Origin of the sequence: Prauserella rugosa, from assembly GCF_000719975.1 — a bacterium.
Lineage (GTDB): Bacteria > Actinomycetota > Actinomycetes > Mycobacteriales > Pseudonocardiaceae > Prauserella > Prauserella rugosa.
The window spans coordinates 64,124-79,575 of record NZ_JOIJ01000005.1 but is presented as its reverse complement, the minus strand read 5'-3'; the positions used below and the strand labels follow the sequence as shown (position 1 = coordinate 79,575).

Below are 15,452 nucleotides of genomic sequence, written 5' to 3'. Positions count from 1 at the left end.
GAGCCATGGGCCTGAGAACTCGCTGAAACGCACCTGTGGGAAGACATGTGATTCCCCGCAGAGTTCCCAGCGTGCGCGGCCGGCCGAAAGCCGGGATCGTCGCAGCTCACACCGCCTGTCGACCGGATGTGCGCAGACGCTCGGCGATCTGCTCGGGGGTGGAGTCGTTGATCCACACCGCCATGCCCGATTCCGAGCCGGCCAGGTACTTCAGCTTGTCGGCCGAGCGCAGCACCGACAGCAGCTCCAGGTGCAACCAGGACAGCTCGCGGTCGGTGTCCGACGGCGCCTGGTACCAGCCGGCGACGTAGGGCAGCGGCCGGTCGTAGAGCGCGTCGCACTGGCCGAGCACCGTCAGGTAGACGCGTGCGAAGTCGTCCCGTTCGGCGTCGGTGAGCTCGGTCAGGTCCGCGACCTGCCGGTGCGGCACGACCTGCACCTGCACGGGCCACCGGGCTGCGGGCGGCACGAACGCCGTCCAGTGCTCGCCCTCGGCGACGACCCGCTCGCCCGAAGCGCGTTCGGCGGCGAGGACGTCACCCAGTACGTGCCTGCCGTGCTGCTCCCGGTAGGCGGCTGCGGTCTGCAGCATGCGCTCGGTGCGCGGCGTGACGAACGGGTAGCCGTAGATCTGACCGTGCGGGTGCGACAGGGTCACCCCGATCTCCTCGCCGCGGTTCTCGAACGGGAACACCTGGCGCACGCCGTCGGTAGCCGACAGCGCCGCGGTCCGGTCGGCCCACGCGTCGACGACCGTGCGCACGCGCGTGGGGCTGAGCTGCCCGAACGAACCGCCGTGGTCGCTGGTGAAGCAGACGACCTCGCAGCGGCCCTTGCCCGGCGCGACGGGCACGATCCCCGCCTCGTCGATCGTCGCGGGTGGCGCGTCCGGAACGCCCTGCGCGAACGAGGGGAAGCGGTTCTCGAACACGACCACGTCGTAGTCGCTCTCCGGAACCTCGCTGGGTTTGCCGGGTGCGCTCGGGCACAGCGGGCAGAGGTCTGCCGGCGGTTTGTAGGTGCGGGTCTGCCGGTGGGCGGCCATCGCCACCCATTCCCCGGTGAGCGGGTCGCGGCGGATCTCCGAGGCGGCCGAGACCTGCGGAAGATCCCGCGTGTCCTGCGCCGTGCGTTCCGGAGCGTCGGGGTTCTCGTCGAAGTAGACGATCTCCCGGCCGTCCGCGAGTCGATTCGAGGTCTTGCGCACCGTACTGTTCACTCGCCTTCCTCCCGGCGGGCCGGGACCTCCGCGATCATCAGGCCGCCCACGTGCTCGGACAGCGTCCTGCGGGCATCGGCAGGAAGCTCGTCGTCGGAGACGACGACGCTGGCGTCGGCGAGATCGGCGATCGTGGAGATCCCGACCGTGCCCCACTTCGTGTGGTCGGCCAACACGACGAGCTTGCGTGCGGCGTCGACGAGCGCGCGGTCCGTTTCCCCCTCGGTGAGGTTCGGCGTCGTGAACCCGGGGCCGTCGGCCATGCCGTGCACGCCCATGAACACCATGTCCAGGTGCAGACTCCGCAGGCTCTGCACGGCCACCGGCCCGACGAGCGCGTCCGAGGGCGTCCGCACGCCACCGGTGAGGATCACCGTCCGATTGGGCTGCGGCGATTCGTGCAGGACGTCGGCGACGCGCACCGAGTTCGTCACCACCGTCAGGTCGGCGACCCCTGCGAGCGCGCGGGCGAACGTCCAGGTGGTCGTGCCCGCCGACAGGCCGATCGCGCTGCCGGGTTTGACGAGCTCGGCGGCTCGGGCGGCGATGGCTTCCTTGTGTTCCTGCTGCTGGACGGACTTCGCCTCGAAACCCGGTTCGTCGGTGCTGCGGTCGCCGATCGTCGTCGCACCGCCGTACACCTTCTCGACGAGGCCACGGCCCGCGAGGACGTCGAGGTCACGGCGGATCGTCATGTCGGAGACGCCGAGTCGCTCGACCAGGTCACTGACTCGGACCGCGCCGGTACGCCGCGCCTCCTCGAGGATGATCGCTTGTCGCTGCCGCGCCAGCACTTCGTCTCCCGCCGTCCGGCACCGGGCGAGCCGATACCCAGGAAATCAACCTAACTGCACAAAATTCTACATTATCGAACAACCCGGGGGTCGTCCCGCGCGTGGACCACCACGTCAGCGCCACGTCAGCCCGGTTCGGGCGCCGTCCCGGGAAGGCGCATCGTGATCACGGTGCCGCCACCCTCTCGGGCCGCTGCGAAGGCGATGCCTCCGTGCCGTTGCGCCGCTTGCCGCACGATCGCCAGGCCGAGTCCGGACCCGGGCAGGGTCCTCGCCTCCGCCGAACGGTAGAACCGATCGAAGACCTTGGGCAGGTCCTCCTGGTCGATGCCGGGCCCACGGTCGGCGACCTCGACGACGGCGGTGCCGTCTCCCAGCGGACGAAGGGCCACGTCGACGATCGACCCGGGTGGCGAGAACTTCACGGCGTTGTCGAGCAGATTGAGCACGGCTCGTTCCAGGACGCCGGGGTCGCCGGTGAGTTCCCAGGGCTCCAGGTGCACGGCGAACTCGGTCTCCCCCGCTCGGCGGCGGGCACGGTCGAGGGCGCGTTCGACCACGTCGACGAGCTCGACGCGCTCGATCTCCTGCGGACCGCTATCCCTGGCCAGTTCGACCAGGTCCCCGATGAGCTGGGTGAGCTCGTCGAGCTGGCCGCGGATGTCGCTTTCGATCTCGGCGCGTACGTGCTCGTCGAGCGGCGGTGCGTCGCGCTTGTTGGCCGACAGCAGCAGCTCGAGGTTGGTCCGCAGCGACGTCAACGGGGTACGCAGCTCGTGCCCGGCGTCGGCGACCAGCTGGCTCTGTTGCGCCTGCGACTCGGCGACCGCGGCGAGCATGGTGTTGAAGCTCTGGGTCATCCGCGACAGTTCGTCGTCGCCGGTGACGGGAATCGGGCGCAGGTCCATCGTGCTCGCGACCCGTTCGGTCGCGGACGTCAGCCGTTGCACGGGCCGGAGCGCGGTGCGGGCGACCGCGGTGGCCGCACCGACCGCGACGACGACCCCGATACCGCCGAAGAACAGCAGCACCAGGGAGAGGTCGTGCAGGGTTCGGTCGGTCTGGGCAAGCGATTGCGCCAGCACGAGCGCCTGCCCTGCTCCCGAGCTGACGGCGATGACGCGCATGTGGGTCGCCTCGTCGGTGCGCAACGACCATTCGGCCTGGCCCTGCGCGACCGCGGCTTCGGGCCTGCCCGACGGCGGCTCCTGACCGCCTTGCGGCAGGACCATGCCACCGCCGGATTCGAGCAGGCCGATCTGGATGTCGCCGCTGGCGAGCATGGCCGAAGGGAGGTTCTGGAACCGGGAGACGACGGGCACGCTCTCGGCGGCCGCGTGGGCGCGTTGGGTGAGCGAGGTGTCGAACTGCTCGTAGATGTTGTCGCGCACGGTCAGGTAGGTGACGAGCGAGACGAGCGCGACGGTGCCGCCGACGCACAGTGCGGCCAGCAGCACGACGCGGGTGCGCAGCGAGATCCGCCGGGGTGGACGGTCGGTGCCGGTGTCGGTGGATCCGCCGGTGAGGACGGGTCCGGTCACGGCGGAGTCTCCCTGAGGACGTAACCCACCCCGCGGACCGTGTGGATCAGGCGCGGCTCGCCCTCGGCCTCGGTCTTGCGGCGCAGGTAACCGACGTACACCTCGAGCGCGTTGCCCGAGGTGGGGAAGTCGAAGCCCCACACCTCCTCGAGGATGCGAGTGCGGGTCAGCACGTGCTTCGGGTACGTCATGAACAGTTCGAGGAGGGTGAACTCGGTGCGCGTCAGGCTGATGTCGCGCTCACCTCGCCGCACCTCGCGCGTGTCGGGGTCGAGGGTGAGATCGGCGAAGACGAGCGCACCGGCGCCCTGGGGGTCGGCCTCGGCGGCCGCTCGCCGGAGGAGCGCCCGCAGCCTGGCGAGCAGCTCCTCCAGCGCGAAGGGCTTGGGCAGGTAGTCGTCGGCGCCCGCGTCGAGCCCGGAGACCCGGTCGGACACGGCGTCCCGCGCGGTGAGCACGAGGATGGGCAGGTCGTCGCCGGTGCTGCGCAGTCGGCGCGCGACCTCGAGTCCGTCGAGTCTGGGCATCATGACGTCGAGGACCATCGCGTCCGGGCGGTCGGCGGCGACCATGTCGAGCGCCTGAGCACCGTCGCCGGCCACGTCGACCTGATAGCCGTTGAACTCGAGGGAACGCCGGAGCGACTCCCGCACGGCCCGGTCGTCGTCGACAACGAGTATGCGCATGGCAACCAGTGTGTCGGGTATGCCTGAGACACACCTGAACGACCGTGCCCACGCGGGTGTCGGCCCGGTCACGTCGCGGGCCGGTCACGCAGGCGCGGCTCTCCTCAGTCCACGAGCCCGCCGCGGTAGGCCAGGAGTGCGGCCTGCACGCGGTTGGCGGCACCGATCTTCGAGAGCACGGCGGACACGTAGCCCTTCACGGTGGCCTCGGACAGGTGCAGTTTGCTGCCGATCTCGGCGTTCGACATGCCCTGGCCGATCAGCGTGACGACCTCGCGTTCGCGTTCCGACAGGGAGGCGAGCAGCCGGCGGGCCGGCGCGGCGGCGCGAGCCTCGTCGCGCTGGGCGTTGACCATGCGGGCGGCCACGCTGGGGTCGAGGACCGCACCGCCACGGGAGAGGTCACGCACGGCACGGACGAGCACGCCGGGTTCGATGTCCTTGAGCAGGAATCCGTTGGCGCCGAAGCGCAGGGCGAGGCTCACGTACTCGTCGACGTCGAAGGTGGTGAGCATGGCCATGCGGGGAGGTTCGGGCAGCCCCTGCATCGCGCGGAGCGCACGGATGCCGTCGTCCGGCTGGCGCATCTTGATGTCGAGCAGGGCGACCTGGGGCCGCAGACGTCTCGCCGTCTCGACCGCCGATCTTCCGTCGGCGGCCTCGCCGACGACCTCGATGTCGGGCGCCGCGGACAGCATCGCGCGCAGGCCTTGGCGCACGAGCTCCTCGTCGTCGGCCAGCATGACTGTGATCAACGGTTTGCCTCCCGGAGGGGGGAACGGGATGGACAAGGTTCTACGCCGTCGGAGACAGGTGCTACCGGGGGGTAGTTCGGACAAGAGTAAGTGATCGTTCGCGTGTGTATGGTCCACTTACGAACATTCACCCGGCTACGGTTAGACTCCGTCGCGAAGGCCCTCGTAGCTCAGGGGATAGAGCACGGCTCTCCTAAAGCCGGTGTCGCAGGTTCGAATCCTGCCGGGGGCGCAGTTTTTCCAGGCCACGACAGTATTCCGGTGATTGCCGGAAAGCTCGGGCCGCACGAGTCGCCACCCGCCGGGAGTTCGATCAGGCGGTGTCCTCGGAACGCGCCGGAGAGACCTCGGCCCCGAGGGGAGCCCGCCAGGGGTCGCGGAACACCTCCTCGGCGATCACGCCGGTACCCCCACGTGCGGCCGCGGTGAACCCGAATGCGGACGCGGTGATGGGGCAGATCGCGGCCTGTCCCGCCACGGCACGGCTGCGGAGCTCCCGCATCGCGGTCGGTACGACGTAGGGCGAGACCGTCGCGAAGTAGCCGCCGAGCACGACCTTCTCCGGGTTGAGCAGGTTGACCGCGATGGAGATCCCGACCCCGAGCCAACGGCCGATCTCGTCGAGTCCGGCCAGCGCCCGCGGCTCACCAGCCTCCGCCCGCTCCAGCAGCGCCTGCGCGAGTTCCTCCGGGTCGAGAGCGGTCCCCGCCAGGTCCGGCGCCGCCGTCCGCACGGCGGCGACCAGGCCGATCCTGGTCTCCAGGCAGCCGACCTGCCCGCATCCGCACCGTGCCCCCGACGGGTCGACCGGGATGTGCCCGATCTCCCCGCTGAATCCGTCCGATCCACGCAGGAGACGGCCGTCGCTGATCAGACCGGCACCGACGCCGGTCTCGCCGGTGAGGTAGACGAGGTTGGACGCGGTGTTGGCCTCGCTGCCGAACTCGGCCACCGCCGCAAGGTTGGCCTCGTTGTCGACGGCGACCGTGACGTCGGCGCCGAGGTCGAGACGACGGCGAAGCCACTCGGCGATCGGCACGTCCTGCCACAACAGGTTCGGCGCGTAGCGCACCGTGCCGGTCGGCACGTCGACCAGGCCCGGCACGGCAACCCCGACACCGGCGAGCAGCGCGCCTGCTCCCCGCACCTGCGCGATCGCGTCCTCGGCGAGCCGGGCCAACTCCCCCACGGGCTCCGAGGCATCCGTCGCCGCCCCGTCGAAGGCGACCCGACGCTCCACCAGCACACGTTCGGCCAGGTCGACCCCGCGGACGGCGAGGTAGTTCGCGTTGACCTCCAGGCCGAGGGCCGCCACCGACCCGCCGTCCAGTTCCAGGAGCCGTCCCGGCCGCCCGACGTTGCCCGCCTGTTGCCTGCCGCTCTCCCGCACGAGGCGTCGCTCGATGAGCTCGGTGACCAGGCTGGAGACCGTCGCCTTCGTCAGCCCGGTCCGTGCCGCGACGGCCGCGCGGGAGTGCGTGCCCGGCTGCCGGATCTCCCCGAGCACCCGGGCCAGGTTGCCACGTCGCACGGCAGCCTGATCGCCGCCGACAGCACTGGGCCCGCGCTCCTTCGGAGCCCCGTTGGCCTCGCCCACCGCTTCCCCTCTCGAATAAGGATGAATATCAAACTAACTCGATCGACCATCGGAGACCGTGAGCGACCCAGACACCGGAGTTGCTCCACGACCTACCCGCAGGGCCAGATTTAGCTGGGATTTCTCACCCGATGTATTGACAGCCGAACCTCGCTCTGTGACTCTCCTCTCACTTAATTAGTACATCCACTGAACTAATAAGCGTGGTTCCGTCCGATCGGAACCCACCCAGGCCTCTTCGACAAAGAAGTCGCATGCATCCCTGGCGTGACCCGACCCGCAGCGCGGACGAGCGGGTCAAGGAACTCATGGCCGCAATGACGCTACGGGAGAAGATCGCGCAGCTGGGCGCGGCGTGGATCGGCGCGGACACCGGCGGCGACGTCGCGCCGATGCAGGACGTGTTCGCGGGTGGCACCGACGAGCAGGCCTCCCTCCAACACGGCATCGGCCATCTGACCCGGGTTTTCGGAACCGAACCGGTCACGGCTGCCGAGGGCCGCAGGATCCTCGCCGAACGCCAGCGGCACCTGATCGAGAACACCCGGCTGGGCGTCCCGGCGATCGCACACGAGGAGTGCCTGACCGGGTTCACCACGTTCGGGGCGAGTGTTTATCCGACGTCGCTGGCCTGGGCCGCCACCTTCGACCCGGAGCTGATCGAGGAGATGGCGGCCGCGATCGGGAGGGACATGGCCGCCGTCGGCGTCCACCAGGGACTGTCCCCGGTGCTCGACGTCGTGCGGGACTACCGGTGGGGCCGCGTCGAGGAGACGATGGGCGAAGACCCGTACCTGGTGGGTGCCGTCGGCACCGCGTACGTCCGCGGCCTGCAGTCGGCGGGCGTGGTCGCCACGTTGAAGCACTTCGCCGGATACTCCGCCTCGCGCGGGGCCCGCAATCACGCGCCGGTCTCCATCGGCCCGCGCGAGCTGGCCGACGTGATCCTGCCGCCGTTCGAGATGGCGCTACGCGAGGGCGGTGCCGGCTCGGTGATGAACTCCTACACCGACGTCGACGGGGTGCCGGTCGGCTCCGACGAGACGTTGCTGACCGGTGTGCTCCGCGACGAATGGGGATTCGACGGCGTCGTGGTCTCGGACTACTGGTCGGTGAGCTTCCTCGAGACGATGCACCGCGTCGCCGAGAACCCCCCGCAGGCCGGATCCCTGGCGCTGGCCGCGGGCATCGACGTCGAACTGCCCGACACCCGCTGCTACGGCGACGCCCTGCACGAGTTGGTCCGCGACGGCCGCGTCGCCGAGGAGCTCGTCGACCGATCCGTCCGGCGGGTACTGCGGCAGAAGCTCGAGCTCGGACTGCTCGACGACGGATGGTCGCCCGAGCCACCGGACGCCGAGCAACACCGAACCGACGAGATCGCGTTGGACTCCGACACCAACCGGTCCCTCGCACGGCGCGTTGCGGAGCGTTCGGTGGTGTTGCTGGCCAACGACTCCGGCGCGTTGCCGCTGGCCTCCGACGTCGGGTCGATCGCGGTCATCGGGCCGTGTGCCGACGACCCGCGGACCTTTCTGGGCTGCTACTCCTATCCGAATCACGTCCTTCCGCGCTATCCCGACCTCGGGCTCGGCATCGAGGTGCCGTCGCTGGTCGAGTCGATGCGCAGGGAACTTCCCGATGTGTCGATCGGACACGAGCAGGGCTGCGCGATCACCGGGCAGGACCGAAGTGGCTTCGCGGCCGCGACCGCTGCGGCGCAGGAGGCCGACCTGGCCGTGCTCGTGGTCGGTGACCGGGCGGGCATGTTCGGCGGCGGGACGTCGGGAGAGGGCTGCGACGCACCCGATCTCGAACTTCCCGGGGTACAGGCGGAATTGGCCGAGGCCGTGCAGGCCGTGGGTACTCCGGTCGTGCTCGTCGTGGTCTCGGGTCGCCCGTACGCACTCGGCGGGGCTGCGTCGCGATCGGCGGCGGTCGTGCAGGCGTTCATGCCAGGCGAGGAGGGCGGCGCCGCGATCGCCGGTGTCCTTTCCGGACGGATCACGCCCGCGGGCAAACTGCCCGTCCAGATTCCCGCGGACGCCGGCGCGCAACCGAACACCTATCTGCACCCGCCGCTCGGCGGTTCCAGCGAGGGCATCAGCAACCTGGACACCACTCCGCTGTTCCCGTTCGGACACGGCCTGTCGTACACGGAGTTCGCCTACGACGAGCTGACCGTCAGCGCCGAGACCGTTCCGACGGACGGTGAGGTCGAGATCGCGTGCTCCGTGCGCAACGCCGGTGACCGCACCGGAACCGAGATCGTCCAGCTGTATCTCGACGATCCGGTGGCCCAGGTCGCCAGGCCCGTCACCCAGCTCGTCGGATTCACCCCCGTGCGGCTGGAACCGGGACAGACGAAACGTGTGACGTTCCGCCTGCACGCCGACCGCACCTCCTACACCGGCCGCTCCGGCGACCGCATCGTCGAACCGGGCGAGATCCGCCTGATGGTCGGGGCCTCGAGCGCCGACGTCCGGCTGCGTTGCAGCATCCAGCTCACCGGAGACACCAGGCGCGTCGGCATCGACCGCCGGCTCAGCACACCGGCCCGAGTGGCGTAACCACTCGGCAGCACAGGGAGACCTCATGCCACTCACTGCGAGAAAGCTGCCTCGGGCCGAACCGGGTGAAGTCCTGGTCGAGCCACCCACCCAGAAGGCCCGCCCGTTGCTGGTCGGTGCCATGGCCATCGCCCAGCTCGGCCTGTTCCTGGCGTTGATGACGCCGATCATGGTGAGTCTGGCCATCAAGGTCCAGACCATCGTTCCTGCCGACCGTCAGGTCACCGCGCTCGGCATCGTCACCAGCATCGGTTCCGTGGCCGCGATGCTGGCCAATCCGATCTTCGGCCGGATCAGCGACCGCACCACCAGCCGCTTCGGCAGGCGCCGTCCGTGGCTGGTGGTGGGGATGCTCGGACTCGTGGCGAGTCTGCTGATCATCGCCCTCGGCCAGAACGTCGCCACGGTGACCGTCGGCTTCTTCCTGGCGTCGATCTTCGCCAACGCCGCGCTGGCCGCATTCGTGGCGACGGTCGCCGATCACGTGCCCATGTTCCAGCGGGGCAGGGTCAGCGGCCTGATCGGCATCATGCAGAACGTCGCGCCGATGCTGGGCACCTACGTCGCCCGGATGTTCACCGACGACATGCTGATGCTGTTCATGATCCCCGGTGTCGTCGGGTTCGCACTGGTGACGGTACTGGTGATCGTGTTGCCGGACCGGCCGCTGCCGAAACGGCCCGCCCGCGAGGCCGGCTGGAAGATGTTCCTGATGACGTTCTGGGTCAGCCCGCGTCGACACCCGGATTTCGCCTGGGCGTGGATCTCGCGGTTCCTGCTGACCCTCGCCTCCTACATGTTCACGACATTCCGGCTGCTGTACCTGCAACACGAACTGTCGTTGTCGGCCGCCGAAGCGACCGAAGTGATGGCCACGGGTGTGCTCATCTACACCATCGCCGTGATGTTCGGAGCCCAGAGCGCCGGGTGGTTGTCCGACAAACTGCGCCGTCGCAAGGTGTTCATCGCGGTGTCCACTTTGGTCTTCGGAGTGGGGATGCTGCTGCTGATCTGGAGTAGCTCGGTCGGGGACTTCTACTTCGCCGAGGCGGTGCTCGGCCTGGGCTTCGGCGTCTACATGGGAGTGGACCTGGCGCTGGTGATCGACGTGCTGCCCAATCCGGAGGACTCCTCGAAGGACTTGGGCGTGTTCAACATCGCCATGTCCGGTCCTCAGGTGATCGCTCCCGCGATCGGGGCAGTACTGGTCAACACCGGTGGGGGCAACAACTATCCGCTGTTACTCGGCGGTGCGGCCGTACTGTGCGTGATCGGCGCCCTGGCTATCCTGCCCGTCAGACAGGTCCGGTGACCACAGGCTTCGAGGCACGCACGGTCACCGGTGCGTGCCTCGAAGCCGTTCCCGATCAGTGCGAGGTGGCCGTGGCCTTCTCCGGTGCCACCGAATGGTCCTCCGCGGTGCGAGCGGACGTGGAGACGCTCTGGCGCTTCCACCGCATCGACGACGAGCTGCGTCCGGTCGACGTCGCCGTCGGGCTCGGCAGCCACGACGGCGGGGTGGCCGTCCACACCGCCGAGCTGTACCACCGCGGCCTGTTCCCACTCGTCGTGTTCACCGGCGCCAACGCGCCCACCACCGTCGAACGGTTCCCCCGCGGCGAAGCCGTGCACTTCCGGGAGATCGCCCTCGAACACGGCGTGCCCGACGAGGCCATCCGCATCGAAACCCGCGCCACCAACACCGTGCAGAACATCGACCACACCCGGACACTCCTGGCCGCAGAGGGCATCACTCCCCGCAGCGTGCTGATCGTCTCCCGGCCCTACCAACAGCGCCGCGCCCAGGCCATCGCCGCCCACCGCTGGCCTGGCGTCGACATCCTCTGCACCGGCGCCCCACAAGACCTGGCCACCTACGTCCAACACATCGGCGAACCCGACCGTGTGGCCACCATGCTCGTCGGCGACACCCAACGCCTCGACCTGCAGGGCCGTTCCGGCGAAATCGCACCCCAACAGATCCCCGCCGACGTCCACGCCGCCTACCAACGCCTCATCGACGCCGGCTACACCGGGCGCCTCATCACACCGCGCACCGACGCTCAGCGCTGACGCCCCGGGGATTCTGTCAGCCGTCCTTCACCCCGGTGGCGCCATCGTCGAGTCGCGTGCGCGCCCGGCGGTGCCGCGTCTGCACGGGCACCACCTCCGTCGCCCCCGGCAGACCGAAAACCGGCGTGTCGACGTACATGCTCTCGGCTCGTTCCACCAGGAAGGTCTCGTGCCAGATGCCGACGGCTCCGGGAACCTTCCTCGCCATCGCGTTGAACCGTGACCAGGCTGGACGATGCCGCATGTCGGTCGCGGACGCGTAGTCGTAGAGCTTGTCGATCGAAGACCAGTACTGCACCGCGTAGGGTCCCCTTCTCCCGACGAGGAGCTCGTAGCTCAGCAGCCCCGAATCCGCGTCCGCGGACAGTTCTTGCAGCATGGGCCGGAACGCCCGGAAGACCGGCATCCACACGTCCGGTCGCCACCAGCGATTGAGGGTCATTCCGATGTGGAACACCACGAGTTCCTCGCTGTACGCGTGCGTCACCCGGCCCGGCGAGATCTTTCCCTTGGCAACCTTTCCCATGACCCACTCCCCTCAGCCTATTGGATAGCAGCAGTATCCAATACTAGACAGTGCTACTATCCAGAGCAAGGGGTGACGAGATGCGCATGGCCGAGTTGTCCGCAGAGAGCGGCGTTCCCGTCCCGACGATCAAGTACTACCTGCGGGAAGGACTGCTCCCGCAGGGAGAACGGACGTCGCGGACGCAGGCGTCCTACGGCCGCGACCACGTGCGGCGGTTGCGGGTGATCCGCGCGCTGATCGACGCGGGCGTCGGCATCACCGGTGCGCGCAAGGTGCTCGACACGCTGGACGACCCGCCGCCGGATGCCCCCACGCTGCTGGGCGCCGCCCACGCGGCGGTGACGCCGTCCTACGACAGTCCGGTCAGCAGTCCGGTCAGCGCTGAGGCCGAAGAACTCGTGGAACGGCTCGGACTTCCGGTGGCGACGTGCGATCAGGAACGCCTGGCCGACGTGTCACGTGCACTGGAGATCCTGCGCGACGCGGGCTTCGAGGTACCGCCTGCCGTGATGTCGACGTATCTCAGGAGCATCAAGGACATCGCGACCGCCGAAGTGGCCGACGTTCCCGCCGAGGGTTCGGAGGAAGCGGTCCGCTACGTCGTGCTCGGAACCGCGTTGGCCGAGCCCCTGTTGCTGGCACTTCGCCGAGTCGCACAACAGGCGGCGACGGCCGAACGGTTCTCGACCGGCGGCTGAAGCCGAACGGACCCGCGGGCCGCCACGCGGCCGCACAGCGTCATTGGCACAATCCCGTCGACCGCACGAGCCGTCGACCGCACGGCGCCGTCGGTTCACAGCGACGTCGGTGCGAACCTGCGTGCATGGCGGCCGCTCGCGCGGTATGAAGGACGCCGTGAGCATGATCGATCTGGGCAGGCCGACCCACGGCGACGTCGTCGACCTCATCATCGACGACCATCGGCGCTTCGAAGAGATCCTGCGCGCGCTGCGCATGGGCGACGTCGACCGGGACGAGGCGCGGCGGGCGTTCGCCGCGGTCCACGTGGCGCACAGCGTCGCCGAGGAGGAACTCGTCTACCCCGTGCTGCGCCGCAAGGCCGACGACGTCGGCCAGCACGAGGTAGAGCACGGCGAGGAGGAACACGCCGAAGGCAACCAGGCGCTGCTGCGCGTACTGGAGCTGAAGGGCACCGACACGCCCACCTTCGTCGAAGCCGTGGAGAAGCTCAGCAACCTCGTCGCGCACCACCTCGCCGAGGAAGAACTGAGCATCCTCGGCCCGGCCCGCACCGAGGTCGCCGAGCGCACCCGCAGGGAGCTCGGCGCGAAGTGGGCGGCGCGTCGCACCGAGCTGCTCGACCAGGACTGCGGCGACGTCGACAACGTGCGCCGGCTGGTCGACCAGGCCAAACGCGACGGGCACCTCGACGACGAGTAGGCCGCGCATCGACACGGCCGCCGGGACACTGCCGTGCGGCCGTGTCCTGCCGCAGCGCTACTGTGTCCTGCCGCAGCGCTACTGTGACGACGCTGCCGGGCGCACGGTGGCCGGCGATGCGAACGGAGTGAGACGTGGACGAGCAGGACTACCTCGCATACGACGGACTGGGCCTCGCCGAGCTCGTCGACTCCGGTGAGGTCAGGGCCGACGAACTGCTCGCCGCGGCCAGGGCCCGCGCCCGCGCGGTGAACCCGCGCATCGGCGCGATCTGCACGTGGCTCGACGACTACGCCGACCAGCGCGTCACCGAACGGCTCACCGGCCCGTTCGCCGGTGTCCCCTTCCTACTGAAGGACCTGCACCAGCAGTTGGCGGGTCAGCCCACGTCCGACGGGTCGCGCGCGCTCGCAGGCATGAAAGCCGACCGCACCGGCACGGTCGTGCAGCGGTGGCTGGACGCGGGCCTCGTCGTCTTCGGCAAGACCAACACCCCCGAGTTCGGGTCGAAGGGCGTCACCGAACCGGCGCTGTTCGGTCCGACCCGTAATCCGTGGGCACTCGACCGCACCCCGGGCGGCTCCTCCGGTGGGTCGGCGGCGGCCGTTGCCGCAGGCATCGTGCCGGTCGCGGGTGCCAGCGACGGCGGCGGCTCGATCCGCATCCCGGCCGCATGCACCGGCCTGGTGGGGTTGAAACCGGGTCGCGGGCTCGTGCCGTCCGGCCCCGACGAGAGCGAACCGCTCGGCGGTCTGGCCACCCAGGGCGTGATCTCCAGGACGGTGCGTGACAGCGCCGCCATGCTGGACCTGCTGGCCGGGACCGACGAGATGAGCCCCTACGCCCCCGCACTGCCCGACCGGCCGCTCGCGCAGCAACTCGACGAGGCGCCGGGGCCCCTGCGCATCGGCTACACGACCCGATGCGCGCTGCGGGAGCAGCCGCATCCGGAGGCCGTCCGGGCGGTGGAACACGCCGCGGAACTGCTCACCGAGCTCGGACACCACGTCGAGGAGGTCGACCCGCCGCACGACGACCGGCAGCTCGGCCAGGACTTCCTCACCGTGTGGTTCGTCCACCAGGCCTCCGAGATCGCGCGCATCAAACGCGAGACCGGGGCGAGCGACGACAAGTTCGAACAGGACACGCGCGTGATGGCCGAGCTCGGCCGGTCGTTCTCCGCCGTCGACCTGGAGGGCGCGCAGGAACGCCGCAAGAACTACGTCGCCGCGCTGGCCCGCTTCCACGCCGACCACGATCTGCTGCTCACCCCGACGCTCGGGGAACCACCGATCCGCATCGGCTCGCTGAACATGCCCGCGCCGATGCAGTGGGCGGCCGAGGGCCTGCTGCGGGTCAAGGGCATCAGCCTGCTGCGCCGCACCGGCATCGTCGAGCAGATGGTCCAGCGCAACCTCGGCTGGGTCCCGTACACGCAGCTGGCCAACGTCACGGGGCGGCCCGCGATCAGCCTGCCGCTGCACCGCACGCCGGACGGCCTGCCGATGGGCGTCCAGTTCGTGGGCAGGTTGTCGAGCGAGGGCCTGCTGCTGCGGTTGGGCAGGCAGCTCGAGACGGCCGCACCGTGGGAGCAGCACCTGCCACGCATGCGGTGACGACCACGGTCAGGCGGGTTCCTCGCCCGCCTGCTCCGCGCGCCGCGTGGCCGCGTGGCGTTCGACGAGCGTGTTCATCCGGCGTTTCAGCACCAGGCCGACGGTCAGTCCGAACAGGACGGCCACACCGAGCGCGACGTACGAGAACTGCTTGAGGAACGTCTCCGCGGCCTGGCCGAGGTAGTAGATCGCCGCGGTCGTTCCGGCGGCCCACGTGATCCCGCCCAGCACGTTCGCCGTGAGGAACACCGGGTACCGCATCCGCAGCGCTCCCGCGATCGGCCCCGCGAAGATCCGCAGGATCGCCACCCACCTGCCGAAGTAGACCGCCAGCGGCCCCCACTTCCCGAAGACGTGTTCGGCGTAGGCCACGTGATCCGGGCCGAAATGCCGCGGGAACCGGCGGCCCATCCAGCCGAACAACCGGTTGCCGAACCGCCTGCCGAGTGCGTACCCGATCGAGTCGCCGACGACCGCGCCGACCACGCCGAACAGCGCGATCATCTCCCACGACACGTCCAGTTCGGACCGCGAGGACAACAGCGCCGCGCTGACGAGCACGATCTCGCCGGGAATCGGCACGCCGAGACTCTCCACACCGACGACCAGACCCACCATCACGTACACCGCCAGCGGCGGGATGACCTGCAGCCAGTCGTCGATGTGCATAC

General features: G+C 69.6%; 14 protein-coding genes and 1 tRNA gene. 7 read left to right on the top strand and 8 right to left on the bottom strand.

The window, feature by feature from the left end:
- Nucleotides 1-106: 106 nt before the first annotated feature.
- The 5 genes from galT to IF64_RS0108840 form a co-directional block, all read right to left on the bottom strand.
- Entirely contained in the window at nucleotides 107-1,219 is a 1,113-nt protein-coding gene (gene galT, locus IF64_RS0108860; RefSeq protein WP_425468440.1) for a galactose-1-phosphate uridylyltransferase, read from the bottom strand.
- Nucleotides 1,216-2,013, bottom strand: a complete 798-nt coding sequence (locus IF64_RS0108855) for a DeoR/GlpR family DNA-binding transcription regulator (protein WP_030531554.1) — start codon at nucleotides 2,011-2,013, stop codon at nucleotides 1,216-1,218. Before IF64_RS0108855 ends, galT begins: the two co-directional genes overlap by 4 nt.
- Before the next feature lie 125 nt (nucleotides 2,014-2,138).
- On the bottom strand, nucleotides 2,139-3,554 hold the full coding sequence (locus IF64_RS0108850) for a sensor histidine kinase (RefSeq protein ID WP_030531553.1): 1,416 nt from the start codon (nucleotides 3,552-3,554) through the stop codon (nucleotides 2,139-2,141).
- On the bottom strand, nucleotides 3,551-4,240 hold the full coding sequence (locus IF64_RS0108845; protein ID WP_030531552.1) for a response regulator transcription factor: 690 nt from the start codon (nucleotides 4,238-4,240) through the stop codon (nucleotides 3,551-3,553). The genes IF64_RS0108850 and IF64_RS0108845 overlap by 4 nt, the downstream gene beginning before the upstream one ends.
- 104 nt (nucleotides 4,241-4,344) lie before the next feature.
- Nucleotides 4,345-4,995: a response regulator gene (locus tag IF64_RS0108840; protein WP_030531551.1), complete on the bottom strand. Its 651-nt coding sequence runs from the start codon at nucleotides 4,993-4,995 to the stop codon at nucleotides 4,345-4,347.
- 159 nt (nucleotides 4,996-5,154) lie between these two features.
- Here IF64_RS0108840 and IF64_RS0108835 point away from each other — a divergent pair.
- A tRNA-Arg gene (locus tag IF64_RS0108835) sits at nucleotides 5,155-5,227 on the top strand.
- 81 nt (nucleotides 5,228-5,308) lie between these two features.
- Here IF64_RS0108835 and IF64_RS0108830 read toward each other — a convergent pair.
- Complete coding sequence (locus IF64_RS0108830; protein WP_051757600.1) at nucleotides 5,309-6,592, bottom strand: ROK family transcriptional regulator; 1,284 nt, start codon at nucleotides 6,590-6,592, stop codon at nucleotides 5,309-5,311.
- A gap of 254 nt (nucleotides 6,593-6,846) precedes the next feature.
- Here IF64_RS0108830 and IF64_RS0108825 point away from each other — a divergent pair, with 254 nt between their 5' ends.
- From IF64_RS0108825 to IF64_RS0108815, 3 genes are all read left to right on the top strand, one after another.
- Entirely contained in the window at nucleotides 6,847-9,162 is a 2,316-nt protein-coding gene (locus tag IF64_RS0108825; RefSeq protein WP_030531549.1) for a beta-xylosidase/alpha-l-arabinosidase, read from the top strand.
- Nucleotides 9,163-9,187: 25 nt separating this feature from the next.
- Entirely contained in the window at nucleotides 9,188-10,474 is a 1,287-nt protein-coding gene (locus IF64_RS0108820; protein ID WP_030531548.1) for an MFS transporter, read from the top strand.
- Nucleotides 10,475-10,539: 65 nt separating this feature from the next.
- Nucleotides 10,540-11,235 (top strand): YdcF family protein, encoded by a 696-nt coding sequence (locus IF64_RS0108815; protein WP_051757667.1) that lies wholly within the window; start codon nucleotides 10,540-10,542, stop codon nucleotides 11,233-11,235.
- 16 nt (nucleotides 11,236-11,251) lie between these two features.
- Here the strand turns inward: IF64_RS0108815 and IF64_RS0108810 are convergent, their stop codons facing one another.
- A complete protein-coding gene (locus IF64_RS0108810; protein WP_030531546.1) occupies nucleotides 11,252-11,761 on the bottom strand; it encodes a DUF4188 domain-containing protein in 510 nt (169 codons plus the stop codon).
- 86 nt (nucleotides 11,762-11,847) lie between these two features.
- On the opposite strand from IF64_RS0108810, the gene IF64_RS0108805 reads away from it, so the two are divergent.
- The 3 genes from IF64_RS0108805 (at nucleotide 11,848) to IF64_RS0108795 (ending at nucleotide 14,781) form a co-directional block, all read left to right on the top strand.
- Nucleotides 11,848-12,462 carry a MerR family transcriptional regulator gene (locus tag IF64_RS0108805; protein ID WP_211252549.1) on the top strand — a complete coding sequence of 205 codons (615 nt, stop codon included), beginning with the start codon at nucleotides 11,848-11,850 and terminating at the stop codon, nucleotides 12,460-12,462.
- A 163-nt stretch (nucleotides 12,463-12,625) separates the two neighbouring features.
- Complete coding sequence (locus IF64_RS0108800; RefSeq protein WP_246134907.1) at nucleotides 12,626-13,165, top strand: hemerythrin domain-containing protein; 540 nt, start codon at nucleotides 12,626-12,628, stop codon at nucleotides 13,163-13,165.
- Between the two features lie 134 nt (nucleotides 13,166-13,299).
- Entirely contained in the window at nucleotides 13,300-14,781 is a 1,482-nt protein-coding gene (locus IF64_RS0108795; RefSeq protein ID WP_030531543.1) for an amidase, read from the top strand.
- 9 nt (nucleotides 14,782-14,790) lie between these two features.
- On the opposite strand, the gene IF64_RS0108790 is transcribed toward IF64_RS0108795, so the two are convergent.
- Nucleotides 14,791-15,450: a DedA family protein gene (locus IF64_RS0108790; RefSeq protein WP_030531542.1), complete on the bottom strand. Its 660-nt coding sequence runs from the start codon at nucleotides 15,448-15,450 to the stop codon at nucleotides 14,791-14,793.
- Nucleotides 15,451-15,452 lie beyond the last annotated feature (2 nt).

What these genes read in the sequence shown, in the direction of transcription:
- IF64_RS0108800 (WP_246134907.1), top strand. Translation starts at nt 12,626, where the DNA reads ATGATCGATCTGGGCAGGCCGACCCACGGCGACGTCGTCGACCTCATC.
- IF64_RS0108820 (WP_030531548.1), top strand. Translation starts at nt 9,188, where the DNA reads ATGCCACTCACTGCGAGAAAGCTGCCTCGGGCCGAACCGGGTGAAGTC.
- IF64_RS0108790 (WP_030531542.1), bottom strand. Translation starts at nt 15,450, where the DNA reads ATGCACATCGACGACTGGCTGCAGGTCATCCCGCCGCTGGCGGTGTAC.
- IF64_RS0108825 (WP_030531549.1), top strand. Translation starts at nt 6,847, where the DNA reads ATGCATCCCTGGCGTGACCCGACCCGCAGCGCGGACGAGCGGGTCAAG.
- IF64_RS0108805 (WP_211252549.1), top strand. Translation starts at nt 11,848, where the DNA reads ATGGCCGAGTTGTCCGCAGAGAGCGGCGTTCCCGTCCCGACGATCAAG.
- IF64_RS0108845 (WP_030531552.1), bottom strand. Translation starts at nt 4,240, where the DNA reads ATGCGCATACTCGTTGTCGACGACGACCGGGCCGTGCGGGAGTCGCTC.
- IF64_RS0108810 (WP_030531546.1), bottom strand. Translation starts at nt 11,761, where the DNA reads ATGGGAAAGGTTGCCAAGGGAAAGATCTCGCCGGGCCGGGTGACGCAC.